This is a genomic window from Streptomyces sp. NPDC079141 (assembly GCF_040686775.1).
Lineage (GTDB): Bacteria > Actinomycetota > Actinomycetes > Streptomycetales > Streptomycetaceae > Streptomyces.
Map to the genome: position 1 here is coordinate 204,649 of NZ_JBFBLP010000014.1, position 20,642 is coordinate 225,290.

Sequence of the window (20,642 nt, forward strand, 5' to 3'; positions counted from 1 at the left end):
TATCCATAGGTTTACTATGAGTGACAGCAGGGGGTTGGGGTCCCGGGGACAGGAAAGTTGAGAGCGCGGTAGCGTCACCGCTGAACCACACATCGCGTTACCCGGGGGGCGACCCTCGGCCCCGAAACGCTTGTACCACCTTGGAGGTGAGGGTGTCCCAGATCGCAGGCGAGCCCGCGACCCAGGACTTCGTGGAAGTCCGGCTGCCGGCTGCGGGTGCCTACCTGTCGGTGCTGCGTACGGCGACTGCCGGCCTCGCCGCCCGTTTGGACTTCACCCTCGACGAGATCGAGGACCTTCGCATCGCGGTGGACGAGGCCTGCGCGATCCTGCTCCAGCAGGCCGTGCCCGGCTCGGTGCTCAGTTGTGTCTTCCGGCTCGTCGACGACTCGCTGGAGGTCACGGTCTCGGCCCCGACCACGGACGGTCACGCACCGTCACGTGACACCTTCGCCTGGACCGTGCTGTCCGCCCTCGCGGGCAAGGTCTCCTCCGCCGTGGACGACGACAAGACCGTTTCGATCAGCCTCTACAAACAGCGCGGCGCGGGACCCGGGCCGGCGTGAGGAACGGGGACGGGCCGGTGCGGGACGAAGAGCGCGGGACACGGGAGCTGCCCGCCGAGGGCGGGGGTGTGCCCCGCCCGAGCGACGCCGCGGACCTGCGGGAGGACTCGGCGCTCGGTTCGCGGCGCATGGCGGACGGCGTCGACGGCATCCCCGAGCAGGCCCGGCCGCATCCGGAGGACGACTCCGGCGACTCGGCGGAGGCCGGCGGCCCGGCCGACGGGCGGCTGGATCGGAAGGGTGCCGTGCAGGGCGCGCCTTTGGCGGGACGGATCGGGGTCTCCCCTGTCCGAGCCGAGGCGGGGGCTCGGGGAAGGGCTACGGGCGGGACGATGAGCGAGCACGAGCGACACGCCGAGGACGATGCGTTGGGTGCGCACAGCGGGCAGGCCACGCAGCACGCCTCTCAGGACCGCAGCGGGGCGCGCGCCATGTTCGTCGAGCTGCGCAAGCTGAAGGACGGCAGCCCGGAGTACGCGGAGCTGCGCAACCAGCTGGTCCGTATGCACCTGCCGCTCGTGGAGCACCTCGCGCGCCGGTTCCGCAACCGCGGCGAGCCGCTGGACGACCTCACCCAGGTCGCCACCATCGGCCTGATCAAGTCGGTCGACCGCTTCGACCCGGACCGCGGCGTGGAGTTCTCGACGTACGCGACTCCGACGGTGGTCGGCGAGATCAAGCGGCACTTCCGCGACAAGGGCTGGGCGGTGCGCGTACCGCGCCGGCTCCAGGAGCTGCGCCTCGCCCTGACGACGGCCACGGCCGAGCTCTCCCAGCTGCACGGCCGCTCCCCCACGGTCCACGAGCTGGCCGAGAAGCTGGCCATCTCGGAGGAGGAGGTCCTGGAGGGCCTGGAGTCCGCCAACGCGTACTCCACGCTGTCCCTGGACGTCCCCGACACCGACGACGAGTCGCCGGCCGTGGCGGACACCCTCGGCGCGGAGGACGAGGCGCTGGAGGGCGTCGAGTACCGCGAATCCCTCAAGCCGTTGCTGGAGGACCTGCCGCCGCGCGAGAAGCGGATCCTGCTGCTGCGCTTCTTCGGCAACATGACCCAGTCGCAGATCGCGCAGGAGGTCGGCATCTCGCAGATGCACGTGTCGCGTCTGCTGGCGCGCACCCTGGCGCAGCTGCGGGAGAAGCTGCTGGTCGAGGAGTAGCCCCCGCGGGACTGCTCCGCACTACTCCGACGCGTTGCCGGGCCCCCGGATGCCGAGGGCCCGGGTCGTCTCGGCGTTGATGAGCAGCACCAGCGCGGTGACGGCCACCACCCCGAGGGCGATTCCGGCCGGGATGGCCACGCTGTCGGCCTGCAGCAGGTTGTAGGCCACGGGCAGCGCCATGATCTGCGTGATGACGGCGGGGCCGCGGGCCCAGCTGCGCCGGGCGAGCAGTCCGCGGGCGGCGAGCAGTGGCAGCAGCGCGAGCACGATCAGCGTCACACCGCCGGTGACGGCCTGCTGCCGGTCGTCCGCGTCACCCGTGAGGCCGAGGACGAGGATCCAGACCCCGCCGACCACCAGGGCGAGGCCCTCCAGCGCGGCGAGCGCCGCCGCGTACGTCAGCCGCCGCGGGCGGGGTCCGGCTTCCGGGGCGGGGTTCTGCTCAGCACTCACCCCTGAAGAGTAGCCCTCGCCGGGTGCGCGCCCCGGGCCAGGTGGGGGCGCCCGTGGCAAGGTTCACGCACCGATTCTCCTACGAGATCCCTACTCGGCCTGGGATCGGTACCACCCAGTAGGTACTCTGCAATCCATGCGTGCACTTCTCGTGGTCAATCCGGCGGCAACCACCACAAGCGCACGTACGCGCGATGTCCTGATCCATGCGCTCGCGAGCGAGATGAAGCTTGAGGCGGTCACCACCGAGTACCGCGGGCACGCGCGCGATCTGGGCCGACAGGCCGCGGAGAGCCAGGACGTCGATCTGGTCGTGGCCCTGGGCGGCGACGGCACGGTCAACGAGGTCGTCAACGGTCTGTTGCACGCCGGCCCCGACCCCGAGCACCTCCCCGGTCTCGCGGTGGTCCCCGGCGGCTCCACCAATGTCTTCGCCCGCGCGCTGGGCCTGCCCAACGACGCCGTGGAGGCCACCGGCGCCCTGCTGGACGCCCTGCGCGAGGGCAGCGAGCGCACGGTGGGCCTGGGACTGACCTCGGGGACGCCCGGCACGGACGACGAGGCGGTGCCCGCGCGCTGGTTCACCTTCAACGCGGGCCTCGGCTTCGACGCCGGCGTGGTCGGCCGGGTCGAGCAGCAGCGGGAGCGCGGCAGAAAGTCCACGCATGCGCTCTACGTCCGTCAGGCCCTGCGCCAGTTCTTCGGCGAGGCGCACCGTCGGCACGGGACGATCACGCTGGAGCGGGCGGACGCGGAGCCGGTGACCGACCTGGTGCTGTCGATAGTCTCGAACACCTCTCCGTGGACGTTCCTGGGCAATCACCCGATGTACGCGTCGCCTAAGGCCTCGTTCGATAAAGGACTCGACGTACTCGGTCTCAGCCGTATGACGACGGCCGCGGTTGCCCGGTATGGCACCCAGTTGCTCACTTCGTCCCCCGAGCGTGGCCCGCATGGGAAGCATGCCTTCTCACTGCACGACCTGGACCGGTTCACCTTGCATTCGAAGGTCCCGCTGCCCCTCCAGATGGACGGCGACCACCTGGGGCTGCGTACGAGCGTGACGTTCACAGGCGTACGCCATGCACTGCGTGTGATTGTGTGAGCAGAAGGGGCTAAAGTCCTTTCACTCGAACGTTTAGGCCAGGATCCACCCCATGGAAGTACGGCTGTGACCTAGTCGACACCGAGGAATCAAAAAAAACTTTCCGGAAGGGGTTGTATCCGCCGCTGAGGTTTGCGAGTCTCTACGTGGCGATCGGGACAGCCCGCAACACCGGCTCCACAGATCACCGGAACCCCTCTTCATCTCACAGGACCACGCCAGGGAAACCTGACGGGCGGCCCTTCACTTGTTGAGGGATTCGTGAAAGCGTTCACATTCACAAGCAACTTGCACGTAATACCAAGGAGAGGTAGCAGCCATGGACTGGCGTCACAACGCCGTTTGCCGCGAGGAAGACCCCGAGCTCTTCTTCCCCATCGGCAACACCGGTCCTGCGCTGCTGCAGATCGAGGAAGCCAAGGCCGTCTGCCGTCGCTGCCCCGTTATGGATCAGTGCCTGCAGTGGGCGCTTGAGTCCGGTCAGGACTCCGGCGTCTGGGGTGGTCTCAGCGAGGACGAGCGCCGTGCCATGAAGCGCCGCGCCGCCCGCAACCGGGCCCGTCAGGCCTCCGCCTGACACACCCGCCCCGCGACAGCCTGAGCTTGGCGGCGCGTACAGCGAGTACGCATCTCCCGCCCCCGAGCCGCAGCGCGCAGTACCCCCGATGCGCATAGCACGAGCTTTTGGCCCCGGACCGATCAAGGTCCGGGGCTCATTGCTTTCTACGGCTCGCTCCGGCGACTCGCGTGCTACGGCTACTTCTGCGCCCGCACCGGAATGTCCAGGATCACCTGCGTACCCCGCTCCGGCGCCGGGACCATGTCGAACGTACCGCCCAACTCCCCCTCCACCAGGGTCCGTACGATCTGCAGGCCGAGGTTGCCCGCGGTGTGCGGGTCGAAGCCCTCGGGCAGGCCGACGCCGTCGTCCTGGACGGTGACGAGGAGGCGGGTCTCCTTGGAGGTGCCGCCGCGGACCGCGGAGACCTCGACGGTGCCGGTGTCGCCCTGCCGGAAGCCGTGCTCCAGCGCGTTCTGCAGTACCTCGGTCAGCACCATCGACAGCGGGGTGGCGACCTCGGCGTCCAGGATGCCGAAGCGGCCGGTGCGCCGTCCGGTGACCTTGCCCGGTGAGATCTCGGCGACCATCGCGAGGACCCGGTCGGCGATCTCGTCGAACTCCACGCGCTCGTCCAGGTTCTGGGAGAGCGTCTCGTGCACGATCGCGATCGAGCCGACCCGGCGTACCGCCTCTTCGAGCGCCTCGCGCCCGCGGTCGGACTCGATGCGCCGGGCCTGGAGGCGGAGCAGGGCCGCCACGGTCTGGAGGTTGTTCTTCACCCGGTGGTGGATCTCCCGGATGGTCGCGTCCTTGGTGATCAACTCGCGTTCGCGGCGGCGCAGTTCGGTGACGTCGCGGAGCAGGACGAGCGATCCGATGCGGGTGCCCTTGGGCTTGAGCGGGATCGCCCGGAACTGGATCACCCCGCCGTCGGACTCGATCTCGAACTCGCGGGGCGCCCAGCCGCTGGCCACCTTGGCCAGCGCCTCGTCCACCGGGCCGTGGGTCGGGGCGAGTTCGGCGGTGGTCTTGCCCAGATGGTGGCCGACCAGGTCGGCGGCCAGGCCGAGCCGGTGGTAGGCGGAGAGAGCGTTCGGGGAGGCGTACTGGACGATGCCGTCCGCGTCGAGGCGGATCAGGCCGTCGCCGACGCGGGGCGAGGCGTCCATGTCGACCTGCTGGTTCGCGAACGGGAAGGAGCCGGCCGCGATCATCTGCGCGAGGTCCGAGGCGCTCTGGAGGTAGGTCAGTTCCAGCCGGCTCGGGGTGCGCACGGTGAGCAGGTTGGTGTTGCGGGCGATGACGCCGAGGACGCGCCCTTCGCGCCGTACCGGGATCGACTCGACCCGGACCGGGACCTCCTCGCGCCACTCGGGGTCGCCCTCGCGCACGATCCGGCCCTCGTCGAGGGCGGCGTCCAGCATGGGGCGGCGGCCGCGCGGGACGAGGTGGCCCACCATGTCGTCCTGGTAGGAGGTCGGGCCGGTGTTGGGCCGCATCTGGGCGACGGAGACATACCGCGTGCCGTCGCTGGTGGGGACCCACAGGACGAGGTCGGCGAAGGAGAGGTCGGAGAGCAGCTGCCACTCCGAGACCAGCAGATGGAGCCACTCAAGGTCGGACTCGTCGAGGGCTGTGTGCTGGTGGACCAGTTCGTTCATGGAGGGCACGAGTGTGAGCGTACCTGGCGGTTTGTGCGGCCCTGAAATGTTCGGCCGCCGACCACGTACGACCGCCGAAGACACCCGCGGGCCGCGGCGCCTGAGAGGGACCCTCAACCCTCCCGGCACCGCAGCCCGGAGCAATATCGGCCGGGGGGTGTGCGGTCCCGTCGGCCGAAGGATGAGGAGCCGGGGCAGTCAGGGCAGAGAGCACCGGTTCCTCGGTCCGTCTTCCTGTGCGGGGAAGACGGAAGCCTGTGTCCTCGTATCACGTGGACTCTCGTCACCATTGTGGACTAGACCACTCGGCGTGTCCATGCGGTGGAGGATGTTTGTTGTTGTCGCTTCCGGACCGGGACTCCAACTAGTCGGACGTCCCAGCATCCACCACGCAGCCTAACGCTTGTGGGTTCATGTGCGGGGCCAGATGGACAGGGCAATTTCCGCGAGCGTCTCCAACTCCGCGCGGCTCGCGCCGTCGCGCGCCTGCTGGGACATGCCCTGGATCATCGCGCCGGCATGCCGGGCGAGCGCCCCGGCGTCCGTGCCCGCGGGTAGCTCACCTGCGGCGATGTCCGCACGGATACGGCTCTCCATGGCGGCGATGTTGGCGTTGCGCCGGACCCGCAGGGACTCCTCGACCTCGGGGGTCGAACAGTTGATGGCCGCATGGATCACCAGGCAGCCGTACGGATGGCCCGGGTCGGTGTACTCGACCGCCGCCTCGCGCAGAATCCGCGTGACGGCGGCGCGGGCGGTGGGCTCCTCGGCGAGGGCGCGGTCGGTGAAGGAGCCGTACTTCGTGCCGTATTCGCGGACGACCTCCTCGAACAGCGACCGCTTGTCGCCGAAGGCCGCGTACAGACTCGGGGCGCCGATGTCCATCACGCGGGTGAGGTCCGAGACGGACGTGGCCTCGTAGCCGTGCTCCCAGAACGCCAGGAGCGCCTTCTCCAGCGCGGTCTCGCGATCGAACGAACGGGGGCGGCCACGGCGCCTCGATGCGGCCCCGGCCTGCGCCTTCGTCTGCTCACTGCTCACCATGGAGTGCATTTTATAGCGGGCGCTAGACAAATGTCGGCGGCGTGATCTACGGTTTTTCTGTAGCGACCGTTAGACAAATGACGAGGGGGCGCCGGGATGGGCGTGCTTGCAGGCAGGACGGCTCTGGTGACGGGGGCGAGCAGGGGTATCGGGCGAGGCATCGCCGAGCGGCTGGGGCGCGAGGGCGCACGGGTCGCCGTGCACTACGGCAGGAACGAGGCGGCGGCGAAGGAGACGGTGGCCGCGATCGAGGCGGCGGGCGGCTCCGCCTTCACGATCGGCGTCGAGCTGGGCGTGCCGGGCGACGCGGAGGCACTGTGGGAGGAGTTCGACCGGCACGCGGACGGGCTGGACATCCTGGTGAACAACGCGGGCATCGGGAACACGCCACCGATCGACACGATCGACGAGCAGGTCTACGACCGGGTCTTCGCCGTGAACGTGAAGGGGCCCTTCTTTCTCGTCAAGCATGGCGCGGAACGCCTGCGGGACGGCGGCCGGATCATCAACATCTCGTCGGGACTCGCCCGGACCGCGGTCATGCCCGACAACATCGCCTACGCCATGACGAAGGGCGCGCTCGACGTCTTCTCCCGCGACCTGTCCAAGATCCTGGGCCCCCGGGGCATCACTGTGAACTCGGTGGCCCCGGGGCTCATCGACACCGACAACACCGCCGCCTTCCTCTACGGCACCGAGGACGGCATGGCGCAGGCCGAGGCGATATCGGCGCTGGGCAGGGTGGGGACACCGGCCGACGTGGCGGACGTGGTGGCGTTCCTGGCCTCGGACGACGGGCGGTGGGTCACGGGGAGCTGGGTGGACGCGACGGGAGGTTCGCTGACCTGAGCCTCGCGCCGGCGCCCGCCACCTGCTACTGCCGGCCGACCGGGCTCAGCGCGTCTCCGTCACCTTCGCCAGGGCGCGGGGTGCGTCCGGGTCCTGGCCGCGGGCGATGGTCACCTCGTGGGCCAGCAGTTGCAGCGGGATGATCTCCAGGACGGGCTGGACCTCCTCCGCCACGCCGTCGGTGGGCAGGACGAAGCCGGCCGAGGCCCGCTCGACCTGGCTCGCCGGCCCGATGACGACCAGGTCGGCGCCGCGGCCGCGGAGGCGGTCCAGGACGGGCTGGAGCGCCTCACCGCCCTTGCCGTCCGGCACGACCGCGATGACCGGGGACACGTTGTCGACCATGGCGAGCGGGCCGTGCAGCAGGTCGGCGCCGGAGTAGGCGAGGGCCGGGATGTAGCTGGTCTCCATCAGCTTGAGGGCGGCCTCCTTGGCCGTGGGGTAGCCGTAGCCGCGCGAGGTGATCACCATGCGCTCGGCGAAGCGGTAGCGGGCGGCGAGGAGGCGGACCTCGCCCTGCCGGGCCAGCAGCTGCTCGGCCAGGTCCGGCAGGGGCTTCGCCGGGGCGCCGTCGCCGCCGCGCAGGCCTTCGACGAAGAGATAGAGGCAGAGAAGGGAGGCGGTGTAGGTCTTGGTCGCGGGGAGGGCCTTCTCCGGTCCGGCCATGACGTCGATGTGGTACTCGGACACGGCGGCCAGCGGTGAGTCCGGGTTGTTGGTCACGGCGAGGGTGATCGCGCCGGCCTCCCGGGCGGCCCGTGTGGACGCCACCAGGTCCGGGGAGCCGCCGGACTGGCTGACGGTGACGACCAGGACGTCGGTGAGGTCCGGGCGGGCGCCGTAGGCCGTGGTGGTCGACATCGAGGTGAGGCCGCAGGGCAGGCCGAGGCGGATCTCCAGGAGGTACTTGGCGTAGAGCGCGGCGTTGTCGGAGGTGCCGCGGGCGGTCAGCAGCACGAAGCGGGGTGCGCGGGCGGCGATCTCCTGCGCGATCCGCCGGACGGCCGGGGCGCCGTCCTGAAGGATCCGGCGCAGTACGGCCGGCTGCTCGGCCATCTCGCGGGCCATGATCCGGCCCGGGGGCTCGCTCTGGGGGTCCGGGGGCGTGGCGGTGGTCATGCGGGTTCCCTTCGGGTCGCTGCGGCTCCTCCCATTGCACTCCCCCGAGCTGAACATCGCCCGTGCGCAGGCTTGCGGGCGCATCCTTTCGACCCTCGTCCGCGTCCCCGCTCGGCCCTCGTCCGTGCGCCCGCGTTCACCTGGGAGGCAGGGCCCTCCTCTGTTAGATTGGTCTAAACCACATAGCCCTCTCGGGTACCGGTCGAGTCACCGGTTGAGCCCCTTTCCAGATCGGCAGGCCCAGCGTGGAAGTTGTCATCGTTCCGGATGCCAAGGCGGGCGGCGAGCTCATCGCCGAGGCCATGGCACAGCTCCTGCGGCGCAAGCCCGACGCCGTGCTGGGCGTGGCCACCGGCTCGACGCCGCTGCCCATTTACTCGGCGCTCGCTGCGAAGGTGCGTTCCGGTGCCGTGGACGCCTCGCGGGCGCGGGTCGCGCAGCTCGACGAGTACGTGGGGCTGCCGGCCGAGCATCCGGAGTCGTACCGCTCGGTGCTGCGGCGTGAGGTGCTGGAGCCGCTCGGTATCGGGATGTCCTCCTTCATGGGGCCGGACGGGACGGCCGAGGACGTGCAGGCGGCTTGCCAGGCGTACGACGCGGCGCTGACCGAGGCCGGGGGCGTGGATCTGCAGTTGCTGGGGATCGGCACGGACGGGCACATCGGGTTCAACGAGCCGTGCTCGTCGCTGGCCTCGCGGACGCGGATCAAGACGCTGACGGAGCAGACGCGGGTGGACAACGCGCGGTTCTTCGACGGTGACATCGAGCAGGTGCCGCATCACGTGATCACGCAGGGCATCGGCACGATTCTGGAGGCGCGGCATCTGGTGCTGCTCGCCACGGGGGAGGGCAAGGCTGATGCCGTTGCCGCTACCGTGGAGGGGCCGGTTGCTGCGGTGTGTCCCGCTTCGGCGTTGCAGTTGCATCCGCATGCGACGGTTGTGGTGGATGAGGCTGCTGCTTCCAAGTTGAAGCTTGCGGACTACTTCCGGCACACGTATGCCAACAAGCCTTCGTGGCAGGGGATTTAGGGCGGTTTCGTCCGCCTGGTCCGGTGCTTTTCGGGGTGCGGGTTGTGTGTGGCTTGTCGCGCAGTTCCCCGCGCCCCTTGGGCGCGTAAAGGCGCCGGTTCCCTCGTGGGGAACCGGCGCCTTTCTCGTCGTACAGCCGCTACCTGCCCGCGATGATCTCCGCCGCCGCCCGGCCGCAGACCCTCGCCGCGCCGTGGGTCGCTATGTGCAGGGCGCCTCGTGGCGGGGACTGGGGGACGCCCATTTCGACGATGATCGTGTCGGGGCGTTCGCGCAGGAGGGTGTCCAGGGTCTTGGACATCCAGGGGTGGCGGTGTTCGTCGCGGACCACGGCGACTATGCGGCGGGGGCCGGCCGCCTCCAGGGTTGCCCGGGCCGCGGTCTCGTCCGTGTAGGTGGCCGTCTGTGTGCCCGGGAGCAGCTCCGCCAGTTCGGCTGCGACGCCCCAGGGGGTTTCGTCGCCCACCGCGATGTTGGCCACCGGGGTGAGTGCGGCCACGTAGGGGGCCTCGGTCAGGGGCTCGTGCGGCTGGGGAGCCGTCACTCGCAGGGCTCGGCGGGCGGCCGTCAGGCCGATCTCCGGGCGGGCCTCCACCTCCGCGGCCGGGGTTGCGGTCGTCCAGCGGGCCAGGGAGCGGACGCGTTCCGCCGCCTCCGCCAGGCGTTCCTCGGGGAGTGCACCCGTGCGGACGGCCGTGACGAGGGCGTCGCGCAGGCGTCGCACCGTCTCCTCGTCCGTCAGGCCGCCGCCCACGCAGATGGCGTCGGCGCCGGCGGCGAGGGCGAGGACACTGCCGCGTTCGATGCCGTAGGTGGCGGCGATGGCCTGCATCTCCATGCCGTCGGTGACGACGAGGCCGTCGTAGCCGAGTTCGCCGCGCAGCAGGTCGGTGAGGATGCGGTGGGACAACGTTGCCGGGCGGGCGGGGTCCAGGGCCGGGACGAGGATGTGGGCGGTCATGACGGCCCGGGTGCCGGCGGCGATCGCGGCACGGAAGGGGGTCAGTTCGCGTTCCGCGAGGACGTCGAGGTCGGCGTCGATGCGCGGGAGTGCCTCGTGGGAGTCGACGGCGGTGTCGCCGTGGCCGGGGAAGTGCTTGGTGCAGGCCGCGACGCCCGACGCCTGGAGGCCGGTGACGTAGGCGGCGGTGTGCCGGGCGGCCAGCTCGGTGTCGGCGCCGAAGGAGCGGACCCCGATGACCGGGTTCGAGGGGTTGGAGTTCACGTCCGCCGACGGGGCCCAGTTGAAGTTGACTCCGCAGGACGCGAGGCGGCGGCCCAGTTCGGCGGCCACCTGCTGCGTCAGCTCCACGTCGTCCACCGCGCCGAGGGCGTGGTTGCCGGGGAAGGAGGAGCCGGTGTGCACCTCCAGGCGGGTGACGTCGCCGCCCTCCTCGTCGATCGCGACGAGCACGTCCTCGCGCTCGGCACGCAACTGGGCGGTGAGCGCGGCCAGTTGTTCGGACGAGGCGATGTTGCGGCCGAACAGGCCGACGGAGGCAAGGCCCTCGCCGAGGCGGCGCAGCAGCCAGTCGGGGGCGGTGGTGCCGGCGAAGCCGGGCTGGAGGACGGTCAGGGCGTCACGCGTCAGGGTGTCGGTGCCGCTGGCGAATGTCGTCATCGGGTGGCGTTATCCCTTCACGGCGCCATCGGTCAGGCCGCTGACGGCCTTGCGCTGGAGGTAGACGAAGAGGATCAGGATCGGGACGGCGAAGAGGGAGGAGGCCGCCATGGTGGCGCCCCAGTCGTCGCCGAAGGCGGTGCGGAAGCTGGACACCCACAGCGGCAGGGTCTGGGACTCGGCTTCCTTGTTGAGCACCAGGACGAGCGGGAACTCGTTCCAGGCGGTGATGAAACCGAACATGGAGGTCGACATCAGACCGGGGGCGAGCAGCGGAAGGATCACCCTGCGGAACGCGATGACGCGGGTGCAGCCGTCGACCATCGCCGCCTCCTCCAGCTCCCTCGGCACGGCGGCGACGAAGCCGCGCAGCGTCAGGATGGTGAACGGCAGGATCATCATCATGTAGAAGACCGTCAGCGGGACCAGGCTGTTCAGCAGGGAGGCGTCCCGCACGATCATGTAGATCGCGATGACCATGACCTCCCAGGGCGCCATCTGGGCCAGCATGAAGCCGACGATGAAGCCGCGCCGTCCCTTGAACCGCATCCGGGCCAGGGCGAAGGACCCGGCGAGCGCGATGATCAGGGAGAAGACGACCGCGAGGCTCGTGACGATCAGCGAGTTGGTCACGTACGTCCAGAAGTGGTCGACGCTGGTCGCCGTCCTGAAGTGCTCGAAGGTGATGTCCGTCGGGAACCAGACGGGGTCCTCGGAGATGATGTCGCCGGTCGGCTTGAAGGCCGTGGAGAACATCCAGTACACGGGGAAGAGGCAGCCGATGATCAGGACGACGGCCGTGACATTGGGCCAGATGCGGCCGAAGAGCGTGCGCTTCACAGCTCCCCCTCCTCGTCTTGCTTGAGCACGATCCGCAGGTAGTAGGCAGTGAGCCCGAGCAGGATCAGGATGGTCAGGACGGCGATGGCTGCGCCCATGCCGTAGTGCTGGTTGCCGACGCCCTCGATGTAGGCGTAGACGGGCAGGATCTCGGTGAGCCGGTCGGGGCCGCCCGCGTTGATGACGTAGACCTGCACGAACGCCTTGAAGATCCAGATGACCTCCAGGAACGTCGTGGCGTAGAGGAAGGGCCGCAGGACCGGCAGGGTGACCGTGGTGAAGCTCTTCCAGGCGCCCGCGCCGTCGAGGGCCGCGGCCTCGTACAGCTCGGCGGAGATGACGGTGGTGGCCGCGTACAGGTTGATGGCGACGAACGGGATGGACATCCAGACGATCAGCAGGGTGACGACGAAGAACGTCGACATCTGGCTGCTGGTCCAGCTGTAGTCGGCCATGGAGTGCCAGCCGAGCTTGTCCAGCACCCAGTTGACGACGCCGAAGCGCTCGGCGAACAGCCACTGGTAGACGGTGGTCGCCGCGACGACCGGCATCGCCCAGGCGAGCACCAGGCCGATCATCAGCATCAGCCGCATCCGCTTGCCGAGCCGCGCCAGCAGCAGGCCGACCAGGGTGCCGAGCACCATGGTCAGGACGACGTTGACGGCCGTGAACAGGATCGAGCGGAGGGTGACGCGCCAGAAGTCCTCGCCGGTGAGGACTTCCTTGTAGTTGTCGATGCCGTTCCACTCGGTGGCGTGCTGGATCAGCTGCGCCATGTTGAGGTTCTGGAACGACAGCAGTACGTCCTTCAGCAGCGGCCAGCCGAGCAGCAGCACGGAGGCCGCGCAGGCCGGCAGCAGCAGGAGGTACGGGGCGAGCGCGCCGAAACGGGACGCGGCTCGCGGGGCTGGCCCGCCGGATCCTGAAAGGCCCTTGCGGACGTCCGCCGGGCCGGAGGGCGGCCGTTCGGTCTGCACGGTCATGCTCGCGTTCTCTTCTCCTCGACCTGCCTGAACGCGGGGTGGAGGGCCGCCCCGTGGCGGCCCTCCACCCCAGTGCCTTACTGCTGCTGCGAAAGGCGCTTGTTGAACTCGTCCTCGACCTGCTCGGCGGCCTCGGCCGGGGACTTACCGTTCAGCACGGCGGTCATGTAGGTCTTGATCGGGTTGGGCGCGTTCTCGACGGCGGCCCATTCGGCGATCAGCGGCGTGGTGCCACCGCCCGCGGCGGCCGGGGCCGCTGCCTCGGCGACGGCGTTGCCGGCCAGGTTGGTCTGCAGCGACTCCTTGTTGGGGATGACGCCGTTGAGCTTGGCCAGCTCGCCCTCGTACTTGTCGGACAGGGCGATCCGCAGGAATTCCTTGGCGAGCTCCTGCTTCTTGCTGCCCGCGGCGACGGCGAGGTTGGAGCCGCCGAGGAAGACGCCCTCGGGCTTGGCCTCCGTGGGACCGGGGATCGTGAAGTAGCCGATCTCCTTCTCGATCTTCGGGTTGGCCTCGATGGCGATGCCGGCTTCCCAGCCCATGCCGATGAAGGCACCGACGTTGCCCTTGCCGAAGACCTCGCCCTGCTGCGGGGTGGCCTCGTCCTTGTCCTTGGGGGCCTTGGAGAGGTCCTGGAACTTCTTGTAGGTCTCCATGGCGGCGGCGACCTTGGGGTCGGCCAGGTTGGAGACGTACTTGTCGCCGTCCTTCTTCACCAGCTCGGCGCCCTCACCGATGGTGAGGCCGACGAAGTGGTACCAGTTCTGGCCGGGCAGGTAGATCGGCTCGGCGTCGGTCTTCTCGCCGATCGTCTTCAGGTCGTCGTAGAACTCGTCCCGGGTCTTGGGGGTGTCCTTGATGCCCGCCTCGGCCCAGATCTTCTTGTTGTAGAGGACGACGCGGTTGGCGAAGTACCAGGGGGCCGCGTACTGCTTGCCCTCGAAGACGGAGGAGTTGTTCAGGGACTCCGTCCAGTCGGCGCCGATCTCGGTCTTGAGGTCGGCGAGGTCGGCGAGGCCGCCGGTCTTGGCGTAGGCCGGGGTCTGGGTGTTGCCGATCTCGAAGACGTCCGGCGGGTTCTCCTCCGACAGGGCGGTGGTCAGCTTCTGCTGGATGCCGTTCCACTGCTGGATCTCGAACTTGACCTTCGCCTTGGTCTTCTTCTCGAAGGCGGCGGCGACGTCCTTCTGCCACTGGTCCGGGGAGGATCCGTCCATGACCCAGACGGTGAGGGTCTGGCCCGCGTACCCGTCCGCGCCGGTCTTGCCCTCGTCGCTGCCGTCGTCGCCCCCGCACGCCGCGATGGAGACCATCATTGCCGCGACACCGATCGCGGATATCAGCTTGCGCTTCACGCCACCCTCCTCAGGGATGCCCACGAACCCCCCTGGCTCCCCCGCCATGTACGTGGGGCCGGGACCTGGACCAATGGTGTAGACCAGTACCCGGAGCTTGGACCAGACCAGGAAGCGTGTCAAGGGTGCTCGAATACCCTCTGACCAGCTGTTATCCGACCTACATATGAAGGAACCTTTAAGTAAGAAGCCAGCGAAAACAGCAGCGCCGGAGTAGTCTCTTCCGCTAGACCACTTGGCTCTGTGGACTAGACCAAAACAGGTGGCGACGGTATACAGAGGGGATCACGATGTGACCCGCATCCGGAGCCGGGAAGGCAGAGCATGAGCACCGACGTCAGCAGTGCGGAGAACGAGGGTGGGGCCACCGTCCGTACCGCGCGCGTGCCCAAGTACTACCGCTTGAAGAAGCACCTGCTGGACATGACCGAGACACAGGCGCCCGGCACACCGGTGCCGCCCGAGCGGACACTGGCGGCGGAGTTCGACACCTCGCGCACCACCGTGCGCCAGGCCCTCCAGGAGCTGGTCGTCGAGGGCCGTCTTGAGCGCATCCAGGGCAAGGGCACCTTCGTCGCCAAGCCGAAGGTCTCCCAGGCGCTGCAACTCACCTCCTACACCGAGGACATGCGCGCCCAGGGCCTCGAACCCACCTCGCAGCTGCTGGACATCGGCTACATCACCGCCGACGACCGGCTCGCCGACCTGCTCGACATCACGGCCGGCGGCCGGGTGCTGCGCATCGAGCGCCTGCGCATGGCCAACGGCGAGCCGATGGCGATCGAGACCACCCACCTGAGCGCCAAGCGCTTCCCGGCCCTGCGCCGCTCCCTCGTCAAGTACACGTCCCTCTACACCGCGTTGGCCGAGGTCTACGACGTCCATCTCGCCGAGGCCGAGGAGACGATCGAGACCTCGCTGGCCACTCCGCGCGAGGCCGGCCTGCTCGGCACCGACGTGGGCCTGCCGATGCTGATGCTCTCCCGCCACTCGCTGGACCGGGACGGGCAGCCGGTGGAGTGGGTGCGGTCGGTGTACCGCGGGGACCGCTACAAGTTCGTCGCGCGACTCAAGCGGCCGCAGGACTGAGGCCGACGCGCGGCTCAACCGGCAGCGGGTCCAAGTCGGTTGAAGCTTCGACAGCAGTAGTGCACGTGGTGTAGCGCAGCTCACATTCCTGTTCTACGGTCCTCCCGTCATCGCATGGACGGGAGGACGACCCGGTGCGCACTGCGAACACTCGAACCATCGTCATCTGGACCCTCGTCGGACTGGTCGGCGCCACCGGCTGGGCGGTGCTGGCGCTCTCCCGGGGCGAGGACGTCTCCGCCGCCTGGATGGTCGCCGCGGCCCTCGGCTCGTACGCCATCGCCTACCGCTTCTACGCCAAGTTCATCGCGTACAAGGTCCTCAAGGTCGACCGCACCCGGGCCACCCCGGCGGAACGGCTCGACAACGGCATCGACTTCCACCCGACCGACCGGCGCGTCCTGCTCGGCCATCACTTCGCGGCGATCGCCGGCGCCGGACCACTGGTCGGGCCCGTACTGGCCGCGCAGATGGGCTATCTGCCCGGCACCATCTGGATCATCGCGGGCGTCATCTTCGCGGGCGCGGTCCAGGACATGGTGGTGCTGTTCTTCTCCACGCGCCGGGACGGCAGGTCCCTCGGCCAGATGGCCCGCGAGGAGATCGGCCCGTTCGGCGGGGCCGCGGCACTGCTCGCCGCCTTCGCCATCATGATCATCCTGCTCGGGGTGCTGGCCCTGGTCATCGTCAACGCCCTGGCCGCCTCCCCGTGGGGCACCTTCTCCATCGCGATGACGATCCCGATCGCCCTGCTGATGGGCTTCTATCTGCGGGTCCTGCGCCCCGGCCGGGTCGCCGAGGTCTCGCTCATCGGCGTCGGCCTGCTGCTGCTCGCCCTGGTCGCGGGCCGCTGGGTCGCCGAGTCGTCCTGGGCCGACGCGTTCACCCTGGCGCCCTCCACCCTGGTCATCTGGCTGGTGGCGTACGGCTTCATCGCCTCGATCCTGCCGGTGTGGATGCTGCTGGCGCCCCGCGACTACCTCTCCACCTTCATGAAGATCGGCACAATCTTCCTGCTCGCGCTCGGGGTCGTCGTCGCGCTGCCGACGCTGAAGATGGACGCGATGACCGACTTCGCCTCGCGCGGCGACGGACCGGTGTTCGCCGGGTCGCTGTTCCCGTTCGTCTTCATCACCATCGCCTGCGGGGCCCTGTCCGGCTTCCACTCCCTCATCTCCAGCGGCACGACGCCGAAGATGATCCAGAAGGAGACCCAGGTCCGGATGATCGGCTACGGCTCCATGCTGATGGAGTCGTCGGTGGCCGTGATGGCGCTGGTGGCGGCTTCGATCATCGACCCGGGGCTGTACTTCGCGATGAACGCGCCCGCCGGGGTCATCGGGGACACCGTGCAGAACGCCTCGCAGGTGGTGACGGGCTGGGGCTACCAGATCTCCCCGGAGGAACTGGCGGCGGCCGCCCGCAACGTCGAGGAGGCCAGCCTGCTCTCCCGCACGGGCGGCGCTCCGACGCTCGCCGTCGGCATCTCGGACATCTTCTCCCAGATCACCGGGGACAGTCTGCGGGCCTTCTGGTATCACTTCGCGATCATGTTCGAGGCGCTGTTCATCCTGACCGCCCTGGACGCCGGGACGCGCGTGGGCCGCTTCATGCTCCAGGACACCCTCGGCAACCTCTACCTGCCGTTCAAGGACGTCAGTTGGAAGCCCGGCCTGGTCATCTGCAGCGGGATCGTGTGCGGGCTGTGGGGGTACTTCCTGTGGGTGGGCGTGCACGAACCCCTCGGCGGCATCAACCAGTTGTTCCCGATCTTCGGCATCTCCAACCAGCTGCTGGCGGCGGTCGCGCTGGCGGTCTGCACGACGCTGCTGGTGAAGTCCGGGCGCCTGAAGTGGGCCTGGATCACCGGGGTTCCGCTCGCCTGGGACGCGACGGTGACGCTGACGGCCAGCTATCAGAAGGTGTTCTCCAGCGATCCGAGGGTCGGCTTCTTCAAGCAGCGGCAGGTCTTCCAGGACGCGATCGACGACGGGAAGATCCTGCCGCCGGCCAAGTCCATGGACGACATGCACACGGTGGTCACCAACTCCACGGTGGACGGCGTCCTTACGGCGGTCCTCGCCCTGCTGATCGTGATCGTCATCGTGGACGCCACGCGCGTGTGCGTCCGCCACATCCGCCGCCCGGCACTGTCCACGCTGAGCGAGGCACCGTACGTCGAGTCGAGGATCGCCGCTCCGGCCGGGCTGTTCCCGACCCGCGAGGAGAAGGAGGAGCAGCGCGATGCGGTCACTACGGCGGGCAGTTAGGGCGGTGCGCTGGTACGTCCGGGAACTCACCGACGAATCCGCGTACGACCGTTACGTCACCCACCTCCGCAGAACCCACCCGGAGGAACCCGTGCCGTCCCGGCGCGATTTCGAGCGGATGCGGACGGACCGGCAGGAGTCGGACCCGCGCCAGGGTTTCCGCTGTTGCTGAGGGGTTTTTGAAGGGGGATCACCGGGGACCGATATGCGGACGAGGGGTTCCGCTTCTGCGACACCGTGACCTACATTGCCTGCGCGTTACACAGGTGATCAGTGAGGGGACGGAGCCGTCAGATGTCAGATGCCCCAGAAGTGAGCAGAGGGCAGGTGGTGACGCCTGTGCGTGTCGTCATCGCCCTGTGCCTTGTCGCGCCCTTCGTGGCGATGTTGTGGGTGGGTTCGTATGCGAAGACCGACCCGGTCTTCATCGGCATCCCGTTCTTCTACTGGTACCAGATGGCCTGGGTGCTGATCTCCACGGCCCTGACGATGATCGCGTACAAGCTGTGGCAGCGTGACCAGCGCGCCCGTCGGGAAGGTGCGGGCCGATGAACGACGGCGTGAACGGCGTCGCACTCGCCGTCTTCATCTTCTTCTTCCTGGCCGTCACGGTCATGGGCTTCCTGGCCGCGCGCTGGCGCAAGGCCGAGAACGAGCACAGCCTCGACGAATGGGGCCTGGGCGGACGCTCGTTCGGCACCTGGGTCACCTGGTTCCTGCTCGGCGGCGACCTGTACACGGCCTACACCTTCGTGGCCGTCCCGGCGGCGATCTACGCGGCGGGCGCGGCGGGCTTCTTCGCGGTGCCGTACACGATCCTGGTGTACCCGCTGATCTTCACGTTCCTGCCCCGCCTGTGGTCGGTGTCCCACAAGCACGGCTATGTGACGACCTCGGACTTCGTGCGCGGCCGCTTCGGCTCCAAGGGCCTGTCGCTGGCCGTGGCGGTCACCGGCATCCTCGCGACCATGCCGTACATCGCGCTCCAGCTCGTCGGCATCCAGGCGGTGCTGGACGTGATGGGCGTCGGCGGCGGCGAGGACACCAACTGGTTCGTCAAGGACCTGCCGCTGTTGATCGCCTTCGGTGTGCTGGCGGCGTACACGTACTCCTCCGGCCTGCGTGCGCCCGCGCTGATCGCGTTCGTGAAGGACACGCTGATCTACCTCGTCATCGCGGTGGCGATCATCTACATCCCGATCAAGCTGGGCGGGTTCGACGAGATCTTCGCGAAGGCGGGCGAGAAGTACGAGGCCGCCGGGGCGGGCGGTCTCGTCCCCGCCGAGGCGGGCCAATGGACGTACGCCACCCTGGCGTTGGGCTCCGCGCTGGCGCTGTTCATGTACCCGCACTCGATCACCGCGACGCTCTCCTCCCGGAGCCGTGAGGTGATCCGCCGCAACACCACGATCCTGCCGCTGTACTCGCTGATGCTCGGCCTGCTCGCGCTGCTGGGCTTCATGGCGATCGCGGCCGGAGTCACCGTCACCAACGGCCAGTTGGCGATCCCGCAGCTGTTCGAGAACATGTTCCCGGCCTGGTTCGCGGGCGTGGCGTTCGCGGCGATCGGCATCGGCGCCCTGGTGCCCGCGGCCATCATGTCCATCGCGGCGGCGAACCTCTTCACCCGCAACATCTACAAGGACTTCATCAAGCCCGACGCGACACCGCAGCAGGAGACCAAGGTCTCCAAGCTGGTCTCGCTGCTGGTGAAGGTCGGCGCGCTGGTCTTCGTCCTCACCATGGACAAGACGGTCGCCATCAACTTCCAGCTGCTGGGCGGCATCTGGATCCTGCAGACCTTCCCGGCCCTGGTCGGCGGCCTGTTCACCCGCTGGTTCCACCGCTGGGCCCTGCTGGCCGGCTGGGCGGTCGGCATGATCTACGGCACGGTGGCCGCGTACGGCGTCGCCTCGCCGACGCAGAAGCACTTCGGCGGCTCGTCGAAGGAGATCCCGGGCATCGGCGAGATCGGCTACATCGGCCTGACCGCGTTCGTGCTGAACCTGGTCGTCACGGTCGTCCTGACCTTCGCCCTGCGGGCGGCCAAGGCCCCCGAGGGCGTCGACGAGACGCGCCCGGAGGACTACACGGCGGACGCGGGCGACCCGGGGGTCAAGACGGAGGTCCCGGTCGGCACCCACTAGGCGGCCGCCGCACGCGCGACCGACGGGCCGCCGGAGAAATCCGGCGGCCCGTTGTCGTATCCGTCCGGCACACTCGGCCGCATGGACATCGTGATCCGGCAGGCAGAACCCGGCGAATACACCCTTCTCGGCGAGATCACCGCCGAGGCCTACCTCCAGGACGGCCTCCTGACCTTCGGCGAGAGCGACTGGTACCTCGGCGAACTGAAGGACGTGGCCAAGCGCGCGGCAGCGGCGGACGTCCTGGTGGCCACGGAGAACGACCGCGTCCTCGGCGGGGTCACCTTCGTGCCCTCCGGCGGCCCCATGGCCGACCTCGCCCGCGCCGGAGAGGCCGAGATCCGCATGCTCGCGGTCGCGAGAACTGCCCGCGGCCGTGGCGCCGGAGAGGCCCTTGTGCGGGCCTGCGTCGACCGTGCGAGGAACACGCCGGGCTGCACCGCCGTCATCCTGTCGACCCAGGACGCCATGCGCGCCGCCCACCGCATCTACGAGCGTCTCGGCTTCGTCCGCACGCCGGAACGGGACTGGAACCCGATTCCGGAGCACGGCGAGTTCACTCTCCTCACCTATCAGTTGACGCTCTGAAGCCGACGCGACACAACATCTGGGGGTGTCACCGCAGCCCGGCACAAGATGTATGCTCATGCTCGCTGTCGCCGCAGGGGAATCCGGTGCGAATCCGGAACTGTCCCGCAACGGTGTACTTGCGTGCATCTGCACGCCTGTTCAGTCCGAGGACCTGTCGACAGCGTGCCCGGCCGTCCGGTTCGGGTGCCATGAC

The 20,642-nt window shown here is 69.0% G+C and carries 20 protein-coding genes and 1 riboswitch; of the genes, 12 read left to right on the forward strand and 8 right to left on the reverse strand.

The features are described from left to right. The first annotated feature begins 152 nt into the window (after positions 1-152). Both AB0Q90_RS31300 and AB0Q90_RS31305 read left to right on the forward strand, forming a co-directional pair. A complete protein-coding gene (locus tag AB0Q90_RS31300) occupies positions 153-566 on the forward strand; it encodes an anti-sigma factor (protein WP_015657891.1) in 414 nt (137 codons plus the stop codon). A 17-nt stretch (positions 567-583) separates the two neighbouring features. Further along, positions 584-1,726: an RNA polymerase sigma factor SigF gene (locus AB0Q90_RS31305; RefSeq protein ID WP_363161717.1), complete on the forward strand. Its 1,143-nt coding sequence runs from the start codon at positions 584-586 to the stop codon at positions 1,724-1,726. A 21-nt stretch (positions 1,727-1,747) separates the two neighbouring features. Here AB0Q90_RS31305 and AB0Q90_RS31310 read toward each other — a convergent pair whose 3' ends face one another. Further along, positions 1,748-2,182 (reverse strand): hypothetical protein, encoded by a 435-nt coding sequence (locus AB0Q90_RS31310; protein WP_363161718.1) that lies wholly within the window; start codon positions 2,180-2,182, stop codon positions 1,748-1,750. 136 nt (positions 2,183-2,318) lie between these two features. Between AB0Q90_RS31310 and AB0Q90_RS31315 the strand changes: the two genes are divergently transcribed. Beyond that, positions 2,319-3,287, forward strand: a complete 969-nt coding sequence (locus AB0Q90_RS31315; protein WP_363161719.1) for a diacylglycerol kinase family protein — start codon at positions 2,319-2,321, stop codon at positions 3,285-3,287. A 319-nt stretch (positions 3,288-3,606) separates the two neighbouring features. Next, entirely contained in the window at positions 3,607-3,864 is a 258-nt protein-coding gene (locus AB0Q90_RS31320; protein WP_006142322.1) for a WhiB family transcriptional regulator, read from the forward strand. A gap of 179 nt (positions 3,865-4,043) precedes the next feature. Here the strand turns inward: AB0Q90_RS31320 and AB0Q90_RS31325 are convergent, their stop codons facing one another. Next, a complete protein-coding gene (locus AB0Q90_RS31325; protein ID WP_363161884.1) occupies positions 4,044-5,510 on the reverse strand; it encodes a PAS domain-containing sensor histidine kinase in 1,467 nt (488 codons plus the stop codon). A 411-nt stretch (positions 5,511-5,921) separates the two neighbouring features. After that, positions 5,922-6,554, reverse strand: a complete 633-nt coding sequence (locus AB0Q90_RS31330; RefSeq protein ID WP_363161720.1) for a TetR/AcrR family transcriptional regulator — start codon at positions 6,552-6,554, stop codon at positions 5,922-5,924. Between the two features lie 96 nt (positions 6,555-6,650). On the opposite strand from AB0Q90_RS31330, the gene AB0Q90_RS31335 reads away from it, so the two are divergent. Next, complete coding sequence (locus tag AB0Q90_RS31335; protein WP_363161721.1) at positions 6,651-7,403, forward strand: SDR family oxidoreductase; 753 nt, start codon at positions 6,651-6,653, stop codon at positions 7,401-7,403. Between the two features lie 45 nt (positions 7,404-7,448). Here the strand turns inward: AB0Q90_RS31335 and AB0Q90_RS31340 are convergent, their stop codons facing one another. Beyond that, positions 7,449-8,522, reverse strand: a complete 1,074-nt coding sequence (locus AB0Q90_RS31340; RefSeq protein ID WP_363161722.1) for an SIS domain-containing protein — start codon at positions 8,520-8,522, stop codon at positions 7,449-7,451. 245 nt (positions 8,523-8,767) lie between these two features. On the opposite strand from AB0Q90_RS31340, the gene nagB reads away from it, so the two are divergent. Then, positions 8,768-9,553, forward strand: a complete 786-nt coding sequence (gene nagB / locus AB0Q90_RS31345) for a glucosamine-6-phosphate deaminase (RefSeq protein ID WP_363161723.1) — start codon at positions 8,768-8,770, stop codon at positions 9,551-9,553. A 139-nt stretch (positions 9,554-9,692) separates the two neighbouring features. Here nagB and AB0Q90_RS31350 read toward each other — a convergent pair whose 3' ends face one another. The 4 genes from AB0Q90_RS31350 to AB0Q90_RS31365 form a co-directional block, all read right to left on the reverse strand. Further along, a complete protein-coding gene (locus tag AB0Q90_RS31350; RefSeq protein WP_363161724.1) occupies positions 9,693-11,174 on the reverse strand; it encodes a glycoside hydrolase family 3 protein in 1,482 nt (493 codons plus the stop codon). Between the two features lie 9 nt (positions 11,175-11,183). Beyond that, positions 11,184-12,014, reverse strand: coding sequence for a carbohydrate ABC transporter permease (locus AB0Q90_RS31355; RefSeq protein WP_363161725.1), 831 nt, complete (start codon positions 12,012-12,014; stop codon positions 11,184-11,186). After that, entirely contained in the window at positions 12,011-12,997 is a 987-nt protein-coding gene (locus AB0Q90_RS31360; RefSeq protein ID WP_363161726.1) for a sugar ABC transporter permease, read from the reverse strand. Before AB0Q90_RS31360 ends, AB0Q90_RS31355 begins: the two co-directional genes overlap by 4 nt. 77 nt (positions 12,998-13,074) lie before the next feature. Further along, positions 13,075-14,352, reverse strand: coding sequence for an extracellular solute-binding protein (locus AB0Q90_RS31365; RefSeq protein WP_363161727.1), 1,278 nt, complete (start codon positions 14,350-14,352; stop codon positions 13,075-13,077). A 324-nt stretch (positions 14,353-14,676) separates the two neighbouring features. Between AB0Q90_RS31365 and AB0Q90_RS31370 the strand changes: the two genes are divergently transcribed. The 6 genes from AB0Q90_RS31370 to AB0Q90_RS31395 all read left to right on the forward strand — a co-directional run bounded on the left by AB0Q90_RS31370 (position 14,677) and on the right by AB0Q90_RS31395 (position 20,446). Next, positions 14,677-15,441 (forward strand): GntR family transcriptional regulator, encoded by a 765-nt coding sequence (locus AB0Q90_RS31370; protein ID WP_363161728.1) that lies wholly within the window; start codon positions 14,677-14,679, stop codon positions 15,439-15,441. A gap of 134 nt (positions 15,442-15,575) precedes the next feature. After that, positions 15,576-17,711 (forward strand): carbon starvation CstA family protein, encoded by a 2,136-nt coding sequence (locus AB0Q90_RS31375; protein ID WP_363161729.1) that lies wholly within the window; start codon positions 15,576-15,578, stop codon positions 17,709-17,711. Further along, positions 17,686-17,883 (forward strand): YbdD/YjiX family protein, encoded by a 198-nt coding sequence (locus AB0Q90_RS31380; RefSeq protein WP_363161730.1) that lies wholly within the window; start codon positions 17,686-17,688, stop codon positions 17,881-17,883. Before AB0Q90_RS31375 ends, AB0Q90_RS31380 begins: the two co-directional genes overlap by 26 nt. A gap of 122 nt (positions 17,884-18,005) precedes the next feature. Beyond that, entirely contained in the window at positions 18,006-18,263 is a 258-nt protein-coding gene (locus AB0Q90_RS31385) for a DUF3311 domain-containing protein (protein ID WP_363161731.1), read from the forward strand. After that, positions 18,260-19,858, forward strand: coding sequence for a monocarboxylate uptake permease MctP (gene mctP, locus AB0Q90_RS31390; RefSeq protein ID WP_363161732.1), 1,599 nt, complete (start codon positions 18,260-18,262; stop codon positions 19,856-19,858). Before AB0Q90_RS31385 ends, mctP begins: the two co-directional genes overlap by 4 nt. Before the next feature lie 81 nt (positions 19,859-19,939). Then, on the forward strand, positions 19,940-20,446 hold the full coding sequence (locus AB0Q90_RS31395) for a GNAT family N-acetyltransferase (RefSeq protein WP_363161733.1): 507 nt from the start codon (positions 19,940-19,942) through the stop codon (positions 20,444-20,446). Between the two features lie 77 nt (positions 20,447-20,523). Next, a riboswitch (cobalamin riboswitch) is annotated at positions 20,524-20,601 on the forward strand. Positions 20,602-20,642 lie beyond the last annotated feature (41 nt).

Coding starts and splice junctions, on each gene's coding strand:
- AB0Q90_RS31380 (WP_363161730.1), top strand. CDS start 17,686: ATGCGGTCACTACGGCGGGCAGTTAGGGCGGTGCGCTGGTACGTCCGG.
- mctP (WP_363161732.1), top strand. CDS start 18,260: ATGAACGACGGCGTGAACGGCGTCGCACTCGCCGTCTTCATCTTCTTC.
- AB0Q90_RS31350 (WP_363161724.1), bottom strand. CDS start 11,174: ATGACGACATTCGCCAGCGGCACCGACACCCTGACGCGTGACGCCCTG.
- AB0Q90_RS31395 (WP_363161733.1), top strand. CDS start 19,940: ATGGACATCGTGATCCGGCAGGCAGAACCCGGCGAATACACCCTTCTC.
- AB0Q90_RS31340 (WP_363161722.1), bottom strand. CDS start 8,522: ATGACCACCGCCACGCCCCCGGACCCCCAGAGCGAGCCCCCGGGCCGG.
- AB0Q90_RS31320 (WP_006142322.1), top strand. CDS start 3,607: ATGGACTGGCGTCACAACGCCGTTTGCCGCGAGGAAGACCCCGAGCTC.
- AB0Q90_RS31370 (WP_363161728.1), top strand. CDS start 14,677: ATGAGCACCGACGTCAGCAGTGCGGAGAACGAGGGTGGGGCCACCGTC.
- AB0Q90_RS31385 (WP_363161731.1), top strand. CDS start 18,006: ATGTCAGATGCCCCAGAAGTGAGCAGAGGGCAGGTGGTGACGCCTGTG.
- AB0Q90_RS31325 (WP_363161884.1), bottom strand. CDS start 5,510: ATGAACGAACTGGTCCACCAGCACACAGCCCTCGACGAGTCCGACCTT.
- AB0Q90_RS31360 (WP_363161726.1), bottom strand. CDS start 12,997: ATGACCGTGCAGACCGAACGGCCGCCCTCCGGCCCGGCGGACGTCCGC.
- AB0Q90_RS31330 (WP_363161720.1), bottom strand. CDS start 6,554: ATGGTGAGCAGTGAGCAGACGAAGGCGCAGGCCGGGGCCGCATCGAGG.
- AB0Q90_RS31315 (WP_363161719.1), top strand. CDS start 2,319: ATGCGTGCACTTCTCGTGGTCAATCCGGCGGCAACCACCACAAGCGCA.
- AB0Q90_RS31335 (WP_363161721.1), top strand. CDS start 6,651: ATGGGCGTGCTTGCAGGCAGGACGGCTCTGGTGACGGGGGCGAGCAGG.